The organism is Hydrogenophaga sp., from assembly GCF_030158645.1.
GTDB lineage: Bacteria > Pseudomonadota > Gammaproteobacteria > Burkholderiales > Burkholderiaceae_C > Hydrogenophaga.
In genome coordinates this window covers 1-12283 of sequence record NZ_JAOASO010000053.1, presented here as the reverse complement: position 1 = coordinate 12283, position 12283 = coordinate 1, and the positions used below count along the sequence as shown (strand labels likewise).

Below are 12283 nucleotides of genomic sequence, written 5' to 3'. Positions count from 1 at the left end.
GAAGCCAACGCGTCCACCTTGGCCGCGGCCTGGGTGCGGTTGGTGCGCCACACGCTGGGCACGGCCATGGAGTTGTAGTCCGGCTGGGTGGCGCCCGGGCCACCCACGGCGGTGTTCACGGTCGGCACATTGAACGGCACGTTGTCGGTGCCGGTGCGCAGCACCTGCAGCGGAGGCGCCGTGCGGCGCACACCCTGGCGCGACAGACCCGTGGCCACGACGGTCACGCGCATCTCGTCGCCCAGGCTGTCGTCGTACGCCGCGCCGTAGATCACGTGCGCTTCGGAAGACGCGTAGGCGCGGATCGTGTTCATCGCCAGCTTCGATTCCGACAGCTTCAGCGAGCCCTTGGCCGCGGTCACCAGCACCAGCACGCCCTTGGCGCCCGACAGGTCGATGCCTTCGAGCAGCGGGCAGGCCACGGCCTGCTCGGCGGCGATGCGTGCGCGGTCGGGGCCGGCGGCCACGGCCGTGCCCATCATGGCCTTGCCGGGCTCGCCCATCACGGTGCGCACGTCTTCAAAGTCGACGTTCACGTTGCCGTACTCGTTGATGATCTCGGCAATGCCGCCCACGGCGTTTTTCAGCACGTCGTTGGCGTGGGCAAAGGCTTCGTCCTGCGTCACGTCGTCGCCCAGCACTTCGAGCAGCTTCTCGTTGAGCACCACGATCAGCGAGTCCACGTTGGCCTCCAACTCGGCCAGACCGTGGTCGGCGTTCGTCATGCGGCGGCCGCCTTCCCAGTCGAACGGCTTGGTGACCACGCCCACGGTCAGGATGCCCATTTCCTTGGCCACCCGGGCGATCACGGGAGCCGCACCGGTGCCGGTGCCGCCGCCCATGCCGGCGGTGATGAAGAGCATGTGCGCGCCAGCGATGGCTTCGCGGATCGACTCCACCGCCACCTCGGCCGCGTCACGGCCCTTGTCGGGCTTGCTGCCGGCGCCCAGGCCGGTGGTGCCGAGCTGGATGGTCTTGTGCGCGGCGCTGCGGGAGAGCGACTGCGCATCGGTGTTCGCGCAGATGAATTCCACGCCCTGCACGCTGCGCGCGATCATGTGCTCCACGGCGTTGCCGCCACCACCGCCGACGCCGATGACCTTGATCTGGGTGCCGAGGTTGAATTCTTCGACTTCAATCATTTCGATGCTCATGGGATGCTCCTTGTGTGCCCGTTGTGTGGGCGCTTGTGATTCAAAAAAGTACAGATTCGGAATGGGTCGAGGTTCAGCCAGGCGGTCCGGTGCACTCGCTACATCGGGTGCGGAAACGGGGCCGGGTTCGCAGCGGGGGTGTGATCAGGTGTTTCATCAGAACGTCCCTAGAAACCAGTTTTTGACCCGCTCGACGGCACCTTGCACCGAGCCCGCTTTTTGCGACACCTTGTGCCCGCGCACGCGCGCCAGGCGCGCTTCTTCGAGCAGGCCCATCACCGTGGCCGCACGCGTCTGCGCCACCATGTCGGAGAGTGCGCTGTGGTAATTCGGAATGCCACGGCGCACCGGCTTCAGAAAAATGTCTTCACCGAGCTCGACCATGCCGGGCATGACCGCGCTGCCGCCGGTGAGCACGATGCCCGAGGACAGCATTTCCTCATGGCCCGAATCGCGCAGCACCTGCTGCACCAGCGAAAAAATTTCTTCCACGCGCGGTTCGATCACGCCAGCCAGCGCCTGACGGCTCAGCATGCGCGGCGCGCGGTCACCCAGACCCGGCACTTCCACCTGCGTGTCCGGGTCGGCCAGCAACTGCTTGGCGCAACCGCTCTCGACCTTGATGTCTTCGGCGTCCTTGGTGGGCGTGCGCAGCGCCATGGCGATGTCGCTGGTGATCAGGTCGCCCGCGATCGGGATCACCGCCGTGTGGCGGATCGCGCCGCCCGAGAAGATGGCCACGTCGGTGGTGCCGGCGCCGATGTCCACCAACGCCACGCCGAGTTCCTTTTCGTCGTCGGTCAGGATGGCCTGGCTGCTCGCCAGCGGGTTGAGCATGAGCTGATCCACTTCCAGCCCGCAGCGGCGCACGCACTTGATGATGTTTTCCGCCGCGCTCTGCGCACCGGTGACGATGTGCACCTTGGCCTCCAGGCGGATGCCGCTCATGCCGATCGGCTCCTTCACCTCCTGGCCATCGATCACGAATTCCTGCGGCTCCACCAGCAGCAGGCGCTGGTCGGTGGAGATGTTGATCGCCTTGGCGGTCTCGATCACGCGCGCCACGTCGGTGGCGGTGACTTCGCGGTCCTTGATGGCCACCATGCCGCTGCTGTTGATGCCGCGGATGTGGCTGCCGGTGATGCCGGTGTAGACCCGCGCGATGCGGCAGTCGGCCATCAGCTCGGCTTCTTTCAAAGCCTGCTGGATGCTCTGCACCGTGGCGTCGATGTTGACCACCACGCCGCGCTTCAAGCCGTGGCTGGCGGCCACGCCCAGGCCCGCGAGCTTGAGTTCGCCATTGGGCTGGACCTCGGCGACCACCACCATGATCTTGGCGGTGCCGATGTCGAGTCCGACCACCAAATCCTTGTATTCCTTGGCCATGATTGCTTCTTCTGATTACTGTGTGGGTTGCGTTGCGGCGGGGGCGATGTCGGTGACGGTGGTCACGCCGCGCAAGCGCAGCGCGTAACCATTGGGGTAACGCAGATCAACCGACTGCAGGGCGCCGGCGTAGCGCTCGGTGAGCTGCGACAAGGTGGCGCTGAAGCGGCGCGTGCGCGCCAACAGTTCGTCGGGCGTGCCGCGACCCAGCTCCACCTGCGCGCCGTTGTCCAGCTGCGCGCGCCAGCCGCCGCGCTCGGTGAGCTCCAGACGTTCCAGGCCCAGTTCGAGCGGAGCCAGTTCGGCCTGCAGCCGCTGGTACAGCGCCCACACCTGGGCCGACTGCTCGGTGGGGCCCGCGAGTTCGGGCAGGTTGTCGCTGTCGTCGGGGCTGGCTTCAAACACCTCGCCGAGTTCGTTCACCAGCCTGCCGGAGCCGGCCTCGCCCCACCAGGCCACGGCCTGGTGCTCTTGCAACGTCACGCGCAGGCGATTGGGGAACTCGCGCTGCACCACCGCCTGGCGCACCCAGGGCACGGCTTCGAACAGTTCGCGCACCTGCTGCAAGTCGACCGTGAGAAAGCTGCTCGAGAGGCGCGTTTTCATCTGCGTGGCCAGTTGCGCGCGAAAGCTGACCGCGTTCTGGTGAACCACATCGCCCTGCACCGTGATGGCTTTCACCGTCCACACCGGGTGGCGCACCAGCCATGTGCCCAAAGCGCCCAGGCACAGCACAGCAAACAGCACGAGCAGCGCTTGCGTGAGCGCTGTCATGAGCTTGACGTCCAGGGGCATAGGGGCGGTGGCCATGGGCGGGTTGCGATCAGGCTGCGTTGTCCAACGCGGCGGTGGCCAGCACGGCGACGCACAGGTCTTCGTACGACAGGCCGGTCGCGCGCGCCGACATCGGCACCAGCGAATGGCCCGTCATGCCGGGTGAGGTGTTGATTTCCAGCAGGTACGGCTTGCGGGTCTTCGCATCGATCATCACGTCGGCCCGCGCCCAGCCCCGGCAGTCCAGCGTGCGAAAGGCCTGCAGCACCAGCGCCTGGATCACTGCCTCTTCCCCCTCAGGCAGACCGCAGGGCACAAGGTACTTCGTGTCGTCGGTGAAGTACTTGTTCTGGTAGTCGTAGTTGCCGTCGGGCGCCACGATGCGGATCACCGGGAGCGCGCGGGCGCCTTCGCCCGTGCCCAGCACGGGGCAGGTCACCTCGTCGCCGGCAATGAACTGCTCGCACATGACCAGGGGGTCCTGTTTCGCGGCGAGCTCATAGGCGGCGGCGCACTGCGCTTCGCTGGTGACCTTGGTGAGGCCGATGGTCGAGCCTTCGCGCACCGGCTTGACGATCATGGGTGTGCCCAGTGCTCGGTACGCGGCCACGGTTTGTTCTGCGCTGTGCACCTGGCGCCAGGCGGGCGTGGCCAGGCCCTCGGCCATCCAGATGCGCTTGGTCATGAGCTTGTCCATGGCCACGCTGGATGCCATGACGCCGGGGCCGGTGTAGGGAATGCCCAGCAATTCGAGTGCGCCCTGCACCGTGCCGTCTTCGCCGAAGCGGCCGTGCAGCGCGATGAAGCAGCGATGAAAGCCTTCGCGCTTGAGTTCGTCCAGGCCGCGCTCGGCCGGGTCGAAGGCGTGGGCATCCACGCCTTTGGACTTCAGCGCGGCCAGCACGCCGGTGCCCGACATCAGCGAAACCTCGCGTTCGGCGGATCGCCCACCCATCAAAACGGCCACTTTGCCCAGCGCCTTCGGATCGATCACTGCGTTGTCCTTTGTCTTCACGATGTGGTTTCCTGCGCCAGTTCCATCACACGGCCGGCCACGGCCCCGACGGTGCCCGCGCCCATGCACAGGATCACGTCGCCGTCCTGGGCGTTGTCCAGCACGGCCTGCGGCATGGCGTTGATGTCGTCCACGAACACCGGCTCCAGCTTGCCGGCCACGCGCAACGCGCGCGCCAGCGAACGGCCGTCGGCCGCCACGATGGGGCTCTCGCCGGCGGCGTACACCTCGGCCAGCAGCACCGCGTCGGCATGGCTGATCACCTTGACGAAGTCCTCGAAGCAGTCGCGCGTGCGGGTGTAGCGGTGCGGCTGGAAGGCCAGCACGAGGCGGCGGCCCGGGTAGGCGCCGCGTGCAGCCGCCAGCGTGGCCGCCATCTCCACCGGGTGGTGGCCGTAGTCGTCCACCACGGTGCAGTGGCCACCGGCGGGCAGCGCGGCTTCGCCGTAACGCTGAAAGCGCCGGCCCACGCCCTTGAAATCGGCCAGCGCCTGCACCACGGCCGCGTCGTCCACACCCAGCTCCACCGCGATGCCGATGGCGGCCAGCGCGTTGAGCACGTTGTGGTCGCCGGGCAAATTCAAGACGATGTCGAGATCGGGCAGCTCCACGCCGTTGCGCCGTTGCACGGTGAAGTGCATCTGCGTGTCGACCGCGCGCACGTTGATGGCGCGCACCTGGGCGTCTTCCGAGAAGCCGTAGCTGGTGATAGGCCGCGCGATCAGCGGCAGGATCTCGCGAATGGCGGCGTCGTCCACGCAGACCACGGCCGCACCGTAGAACGGCATGCGGTGCAGGAACTCCACGAAGGCGGCCTTGAGCTTGCCGAAGTCGTGGCCGTAGGTGTCCATGTGGTCGGCGTCGATGTTGGTAACCACCGACAGCACGGGCAGCAGGTTGAGGAACGAGGCGTCCGACTCGTCGGCTTCGACCACGATGTACTCGCCCGAGCCGAGCGCGGCGTTGACGCCGGCGCTGTTCAGGCGTCCGCCGATCACGTAGGTGGGGTCGAGTTGGGCCGCAGCCAGCACGCTGGCCACCAGGCTGGTGGTGGTGGTCTTGCCGTGGGTGCCGGCAATGGCCACGCCTTTCTTCATGCGCATCAGTTCGGCCAGCATCACCGCGCGCGGCACCACCGGCACCAGCCTGGCATGGGCGGCCACCACCTCGGGGTTGTCTTCCTTCACGGCGGTGGAGGTGACGATAGCGTCCGCCCCTTCGATGTGCGCGGCGTCGTGGCCGATGAACACCTCGGCACCCAGCGCCACCAGGCGGCGCGTGACCGTGCTCTCGCCGAGGTCGCTGCCGGAGATGCGGTAGCCCTGGTTGAGCAGCACCTCGGCGATGCCGTTCATGCCGGCGCCGCCGATGCCGACGAAGTGGATGTGGCGAATGGCGTGTTTCATGTGTTCTGGACTTTCGCGAGTTGCTCGCAGGCGGACACCACGGCCGCCACGGCTTCTGTTTTCTGCATCTGTTTGGCCTTCTCGGCCATGGCCACCAGCTGCTCGCGCTGCGCGCTCTGCAAGCGGTGCGCGAGTTGCTGGGGACTGAGTTCTTTCTGGGGCACCAGCCAGGCGGCGCCCGCGTCCACCAGGAAGCGTGCGTTGGTGGTCTGGTGGTCGTCCACCGCGGCGGGGAACGGCACGAACAGCGCGGCCGCGCCCACGGCGGCGATCTCGGTCACGGTGCTCGCGCCGCTGCGGCAGAGGATGAGGTCGGCATCGGCAAACGCCTGGGCGGTGTCGTCGATGAAGGGCGTGAGCTCGGCGTGCACGCCGGCGGCGATGTAATTGGCACGCAGGGCGTCGATCTGTTTTTCGCCGCTCTGGTGAACCACGGTGGGACGCTGCGCTTCGGGGATCAGGGCGAGGGCCTGCGGCACCACGTCGTTGAGCGCCTTGGCACCCAGGCTGCCGCCCACCACCAGCAGGCGCAGCGGGCCGCTGCGGCCAGCGAAACGCTCGGCCGGCGCGGCCTGGCGCAGGAACGGCGCGCGCAGCGGGTTACCGACCCACTCGGCCTTTTTGAACACGCCGGGGAAGGCGGTGAAGACGCGGTCGGCCACACCCGCCATCACCTTGTTGGCCATGCCGGCCACGGAGTTTTGCTCGTGCAGCACCAGCGGCTTGCCGGCCAGCACGCCCATCATCCCGCCCGGAAAACTAATGTAGCCGCCCAGGCCCACCACCACATCGGGCTTCACGCGGCGCACCACCTGCAACGCCTGCCAGAAAGCGCGCAGCAGGCGCAGCGGCAGCAGGGCCAGCGTGACCACGCCCTTGCCGCGCACACCGCCGAAGTCGATGGTTTCCAGCGCGAAGCCGCGCGGCGGCACGAGCCGGCTTTCCATGCTGGCGGGCGCGCCCAGCCAGTGCACGCGCCAGCCGCGCTCGCGCAGGGCTTCGGCCACGGCCAGGCCGGGGAAGATGTGGCCACCGGTACCGCCGGCCATGATCAACGCACATGGGGAAGACAAGGCCCCCACGCTCCGCCGCTCACGCGGGTCGCTGCCCCCCGTGGGGGCGTTCGCTTGCTCGGGGCGGCCCAGCGCGGCGCTCATCACGACCGGCCCCCCTTCATCATCTGGCGGTTTTCATAGTCCACCCGCAGCACGATCGCAATCGCGATGAGGTTGAGCAAGATCGCGGAACCGCCGTAGCTCATCAGGGGCAAGGTCAGGCCCTTGGTGGGCAAGGCACCCAGGTTCACACCGATGTTGATGAAGGCCTGGAAACCCATCCACAGGCCCACGCCCTGCGCCACCAGACCGGCGAACACCTGGTCGAGCGCAATGGCCTGGCGGCCAATGTGCATGATGCGGCGCGTGAGCCAGAGGAACAGACCGATGAGCACCACCACGCCGACCAGACCGAACTCCTCGCCGATCACGGCCAGCAGAAAGTCGGTGTGGGCTTCGGGCAGCCAGTGCAGCTTCTCGACGCTGCCACCCAGGCCCACGCCAAAGATTTCGCCGCGACCGAAAGCAATCAGCGAGTGCGAGAGCTGGTACCCCTTGCCCAGCGCGTGCTCCACGCTCCAGGGATCGAGGTAGGCGAACACCCGTGCGCGACGGAACTCGCTGGTCATGACCATGAGCGCGAACGCGGCCACCACGACCAGGGCCATCAGGAAGAACATGCGCGCGTTCACGCCGCCCAGAAACAGGATGCCCATGGCGATCACCACGATCACCATGAAGGCGCCCATGTCGGGCTCGGCCAGCAGCAGCATGCCCACCACCGCCACCGCCACCGCCATGGGTGTCACGGCCTGGAAGAAGCGCTGCTTCACGTCCATCTTGCGCACCATGTAGTCGGCGGCGTAGAGCAACACGGCCAGTTTGGCGAGTTCGGACGGCTGGAAGTTCATGATGCCCAGCGAAATCCAGCGGCGAGCGCCGTTGACCCCCTTGCCGATGAAGGGAAACAGCACCAGCACCAGCAGCACCAGGGCCACCGCGAACATCCAGGGCGCCATTTTTTCCCAGCTGCGTAAGGGAAACTGGAACGCAACCACGGCCGCCACCAGACCGATGGCCATGGAGATGCCGTGGCGCAGCACAAAGTGGGTGTGGGCGTAGTTGGCAAAGCGCGGGTTGTCGGGCAGTGCGATCGAGGCCGAATACACCATCACCAGGCCCCAGGCGAGCAAGGCCACCACCACCCACAGCAAGGGCTGGTCAAAGCCGAGTTCGCGCACGGCCACGTTGCGCGTGCCCGCGTAGGTGCGGTTGGACAGGCGCACCGGCAGGCCGTCGCGCGAGGAACCGCCGGCCAGTGCACCCGCCAGGTCGCGGCCCAGCAGACGCGGGTTGAGCGCGGCCAGACCTTCGCGCAGGCGCTGCGACCAGGTCAGGGTGGGCACGGCTTTTTTCTTCACAGGCCGTGCTCCAGGCTCATGCCGCGCTCGGTGGCCAGGTCGGACACGGCGCTCACGAACACGCGGGCGCGGTGCTCGTAGTTGTCGAACATGTCCAGGCTGGCGCAGGCGGGCGACATCAGCACCGCGTCACCCGAGCGGGCCTGCTGCGCTGCGAGCGACACCGCCTCGGGCAGCGTGGCGGCATCCAGCTGGGGAATGTGCTCGTCGATCAGGGCCTCGCCGACCGCTGCGCGGATGCGCGCGGCATCGCGACCGATGTAGACCACCGCGCGCGCAAAGCGCGCGAGTGGCTCGGCCAGCGGTGCAAAGTCCTGCCCCTTGCCGTCACCGCCCAGGATCACCACCAGCCGGCGCTCGGCGCCCAGGCCATTGACCGCCGCCAGCGTGGCGCCCACGTTGGTGCCCTTGCTGTCGTCGAAGTACTCCACCTCGTCGATGATGGCCACGGGTTCCACGCGATGCGGCTCGCCGCGGTATTCGCGCAGGCCGTGCAGCATGGGGCCGAGCGCGGCGCCGGTGGAGGTGGCCAGGGCCAGCGCAGCGAGCGCGTTGGCGGCGTTGTGGCGGCCACGGATGCGCAAGGCATCCACAGGCATCAAGCGCTGGAAATAGATTTCCTCGGCTTCATCGGCAGCGCGACCGCGTTTGCGCGTTTCGTCCAGCGCCAGCGCACGCACCAGCCAGGCCATGCCGTTGAGCGTTTCAATGCCCCAGTCACCGGCGCGTGCGGGTGCATCCAGACCAAAACTGCTCCAGGGCCGGGCGCTCTGCTGGCGGTTGCGGTTGCCCACCTTCACGGTGACCAGGCCGGGCTGCAGCGCCATGACCTGCGGGTCGTCGCGGTTGAGCAGCATCAGGGCCTGGGTGCCGAACACCGCTGCCTTGGCCTGCGTGTAGGCCGCCATGCTGCCGTGCCAGTCGAGGTGGTCTTCGGTGATGTTGAGCACGCTGGCCGCGGTGGGCACGCGGTCCCAGTCGCTGCCAGCAGCGCCGTCGAGCTGGAAGCTGGAGAGTTCGAGCACCCACACGCGGGGCAGGTGCATCGGCTGGGGTGGTTCGATGGGCGGCGGCACCAGCATGACCGTCCCGTCTTCGTCGGCCTCGGCAGTGGCTGCAGGCATTTCCTCGTCTGCGGGCTCGACCTCGTCAACCGTCTCGGCCTCTGTCTCCACTGGCGGAACCACCACCGGTGCTTCGTCCAGTGCCTCGGCGGCCGCGCGTTCGTCGTCCGCCTGCTGGGCCACGGCCTCGGCATCGAGCGCAGCGGACAACACGTCCAGCAGGGCCGGTCCGATGTTGCCGGCCACGGCCACAGGAACGCCGGCTCGCTGCAGCAGCAGGGTGGTGAGCGATGTCACGGTGGTCTTGCCGTTGGTGCCGGTGATGGCGAGCACTTTGGGACGGTAGGGCAGACGCTCGCGTTCGGCCAGCGCCTTCAAGGCGCGCGCAAAAAGGCCCAGTTCACCGAGCACGGCCACGTTGTGCGTCTGTGCCCACACGAGCACGGTCTGCAGCGAAGCGGGGGCCAGACCCGGGCTGCGCGCGATCAGCGTCCATGCGCCGCGCGCCATCAAAGCGTCGTCGAACGCTCCGCTCACGAAAGCCGCTTGCGGGCAGTCGACGCGCAAGGACGCCAGCTGCGGTGGCTGTTCGCGCGTGTCGGCCACGGTCACGTTCGCACCCTGGCGCACGCACCAGCGCGCCATGGCCAGGCCGGAGGCGCCCAGGCCGAGGATGAGGACGTGCTGATCGTGCATGGTGTTCAGCGCAGCTTCAACGTGGACAGGCCCACCAGGCACAACAGCATGGTGATGATCCAGAAGCGCACGACGACCTGCGTTTCCTTCCAGCCCTTTTTCTCGAAATGGTGGTGCAGCGGTGCCATCTGGAACAGCCGGCGACCGGTGCCGTAGCGGCGCTTGGTGTACTTGAACCAGGTCACCTGCAGCATCACCGAGAGCGCCTCGACCACGAAGATGCCGCCCATGATGGCCAGCACGATCTCTTGCCGGACGATGACGGCGATGGTGCCCAGCGCGCCGCCGAGTGCCAGCGCGCCCACGTCGCCCATGAAGACCTGCGCCGGGTGGGTGTTGAACCACAGAAAGGCCAGGCCCGCGCCGGCCATGGCCGCGCAGAAGATCAACAACTCGCCCGCACCCGGGATGTGCGGCAGCAGCAGGTATTTCGCGAACACCACGTTGCCGGTGACGTAGGCGAACACGCCCAGGGCCGAGCCCACCATCACCACCGGCATGATGGCCAGGCCGTCGAGCCCGTCGGTGAGGTTGACCGCGTTGCTGGAGCCGACGATGACGAGGTAGGTCATGACCACGAAACCGAACACGCCCAGCGGATAGCTGATCTCTTTGAAGAAGGGCACCAGCAGACCGGCCTGGGGCGGCAGGTCGACCGTGAACCCCGAGCTGACCCAGGCGACGAAGAGCTCAAAAACGCGTGCGTTGCTGGTGCCCGAGACGGCAAACACCAGGTAGAACGCAGCGACCAGGCCGATCACCGACTGCCAGAAATACTTCTCGCGCGAGCGCATGCCCTCTGGGTCCTTGTGCACCACCTTGCGCCAGTCGTCCACCCAACCAATGGCGCCAAAACCCAGCGTGACCAGCAGCACGATCCACACGAAACGGTTGGTGAGGTCAAACCAGAGGACGGTGGACACCGCGATGGAAAACAGGATCAGCACACCGCCCATGGTGGGTGTGCCGCCCTTGCTGATGTGGGTCTGCATCGCGTATTCGCGAATCGGCTGGCCGATCTTGAGCGCGGCGAGGCGGCGGATGAAGTACGGCCCGGCGGCCAGGCCCATGAGCAACGCGGTGAGCGCGGCCATGACGGCGCGGAACGTGAGGTACTGAAACACCCGCAGGAAACCGAAATCGGGCGACAGGCCTTGCAGCCAGAGGGCCAGGCTAGGCAGCATGGGCGTTGTCCTTCTTGTTGTTGTCGTGTGCGGGGTCGAGCGCCAGCAGGGCGTTCACCACGCGCTCGGTGCGCATGAAGCGCGAGCCCTTGACCAGCACACTGCGGAACACCGGGCGGTCGTCGCTCACGGCGGCGCACACCGCGCCGGCCATGGCCGGCACTTCGTTCCAATGCGTGACGGCGGGCCAGACGGGCGCGGCCTGGCGCATCCAGTCGCCGGCGACGTGCACCGCCTCAATGCCGCGATCGCGCGCATGGCGCAACACCTCTTCGTGGAAGGCCAGGCCTTGTTCGCCCACCTCGCCCATGTCGCCCAGCACCAGCAGGCGGGGCGCGGGCAACTCGGCGAGCACGTCGATGGCGGCACGGACCGAATCGGGGTTGGCGTTGTAGGTGTCGTCGATCAGCGTGATCGTGCGGCCGTCCAGGTGCAGTGCCAGTGCGCGCGAGCGGCCGCCCACCGGCTCGAACGCGTCGAGCCCGCGCACCACGGCGTCGAGCGTCACGCCCGCAGCCAATGCGCAGGCGGTGGCGGCCAGCGCGTTGCGCACGTTGTGGCGGCCAGCGATCTTCAGCTGCACTGTGCCCGGACCGGCCGGGGATGCGAAGCTCATCGTCCACGCACCGTCCTGCCAGTCGGCCTGGACGCCCGCCACATCGGCGGCCGGATCGGTGTCGCTGAAGGTCACCACACGGCGGCCCGCGGCCAGTTCGCGCCACAGCGGCGTGTAGGTGTCGTCGGACGGGAACACGGCCACGCCGTCGTCCGCCAGCGCCCGGATGACCTGGCCGTTCTCCAACGCCACGGCCTCCACCGTGGCCATGAATTCCTGGTGCTCGCGCTGCGCGTTGTTCACCAGCGCCACGGTGGGACGGGTGAGGGCCGCGAGTTCGGCGATTTCGCCGGGGTGGTTCATGCCGAGTTCAACCACCGAGAGCTTGTGCGACGCGTTCAGGCGCAGCAGCGTGAGCGGCACGCCGATGTCGTTGTTGAAGTTGCCCTGCGTGGCGTGGGCCGCATCGCCCGCGGCGGCGCGCAGGATGGACGCGATCATCTGCGTGACCGTGGTCTTGCCGTTGCTGCCGGTCACGGCGATCAGCGGCAGATGGAACTGCTGGCGCCACA

10 protein-coding genes are annotated in these 12283 nt (G+C 67.7%); all 10 read right to left on the bottom strand.

Translation table 11 applies throughout. From position 1 onward, the window contains the following. On the bottom strand, window positions 1-1154 hold a 1154-nt coding region (ftsZ, locus tag Q1W68_RS05850), incomplete at its 3' end, for a cell division protein FtsZ (RefSeq protein WP_300715851.1). Between the two features lie 156 nt (window positions 1155-1310). Continuing rightward, window positions 1311-2540, bottom strand: coding sequence for a cell division protein FtsA (ftsA, locus tag Q1W68_RS05845; protein WP_300715850.1), 1230 nt, complete (start codon window positions 2538-2540; stop codon window positions 1311-1313). 15 nt (window positions 2541-2555) lie between these two features. Further along, window positions 2556-3350 (bottom strand): cell division protein FtsQ/DivIB, encoded by a 795-nt coding sequence (locus Q1W68_RS05840; RefSeq protein ID WP_300715849.1) that lies wholly within the window; start codon window positions 3348-3350, stop codon window positions 2556-2558. Between the two features lie 13 nt (window positions 3351-3363). Further along, on the bottom strand, window positions 3364-4329 hold the full coding sequence (locus Q1W68_RS05835; RefSeq protein WP_300715847.1) for a D-alanine--D-alanine ligase: 966 nt from the start codon (window positions 4327-4329) through the stop codon (window positions 3364-3366). Continuing rightward, the gene (gene murC, locus Q1W68_RS05830) at window positions 4326-5735 is read right to left on the bottom strand and encodes a UDP-N-acetylmuramate--L-alanine ligase (protein WP_300715846.1); all 1410 of its coding nucleotides are present in this window, start codon (window positions 5733-5735) and stop codon (window positions 4326-4328) included. The genes Q1W68_RS05835 and murC overlap by 4 nt, the downstream gene beginning before the upstream one ends. Then, the gene (gene murG, locus Q1W68_RS05825; protein ID WP_300715845.1) at window positions 5732-6784 is read right to left on the bottom strand and encodes an undecaprenyldiphospho-muramoylpentapeptide beta-N-acetylglucosaminyltransferase; all 1053 of its coding nucleotides are present in this window, start codon (window positions 6782-6784) and stop codon (window positions 5732-5734) included. The genes murC and murG overlap by 4 nt, the downstream gene beginning before the upstream one ends. Before the next feature lie 107 nt (window positions 6785-6891). Further along, window positions 6892-8076, bottom strand: coding sequence for a putative lipid II flippase FtsW (gene ftsW / locus Q1W68_RS05820; protein ID WP_300715852.1), 1185 nt, complete (start codon window positions 8074-8076; stop codon window positions 6892-6894). 131 nt (window positions 8077-8207) lie between these two features. Next, window positions 8208-9971: a UDP-N-acetylmuramoyl-L-alanine--D-glutamate ligase gene (murD, locus tag Q1W68_RS05815; protein WP_300715844.1), complete on the bottom strand. Its 1764-nt coding sequence runs from the start codon at window positions 9969-9971 to the stop codon at window positions 8208-8210. Window positions 9972-9976: 5 nt separating this feature from the next. Beyond that, the gene (mraY, locus tag Q1W68_RS05810; RefSeq protein WP_300715843.1) at window positions 9977-11155 is read right to left on the bottom strand and encodes a phospho-N-acetylmuramoyl-pentapeptide-transferase; all 1179 of its coding nucleotides are present in this window, start codon (window positions 11153-11155) and stop codon (window positions 9977-9979) included. Beyond that, the coding region (gene murF, locus Q1W68_RS05805) for a UDP-N-acetylmuramoyl-tripeptide--D-alanyl-D-alanine ligase (RefSeq protein ID WP_300715842.1) at window positions 11145-12283 on the bottom strand (1139 nt) is incomplete at its 5' end. The genes mraY and murF, both read right to left, overlap by 11 nt.

Bases quoted from the DNA above. Each gene is read 5' to 3' on its own strand.
- murG (WP_300715845.1), bottom strand. From the start codon at position 6,784: ATGGCCGGCGGTACCGGTGGCCACATCTTCCCCGGCCTGGCCGTGGCC.
- Q1W68_RS05840 (WP_300715849.1), bottom strand. From the start codon at position 3,350: ATGGCCACCGCCCCTATGCCCCTGGACGTCAAGCTCATGACAGCGCTC.
- mraY (WP_300715843.1), bottom strand. From the start codon at position 11,155: ATGCTGCCTAGCCTGGCCCTCTGGCTGCAAGGCCTGTCGCCCGATTTC.
- murD (WP_300715844.1), bottom strand. From the start codon at position 9,971: ATGCACGATCAGCACGTCCTCATCCTCGGCCTGGGCGCCTCCGGCCTG.
- murC (WP_300715846.1), bottom strand. From the start codon at position 5,735: ATGAAACACGCCATTCGCCACATCCACTTCGTCGGCATCGGCGGCGCC.
- ftsA (WP_300715850.1), bottom strand. From the start codon at position 2,540: ATGGCCAAGGAATACAAGGATTTGGTGGTCGGACTCGACATCGGCACC.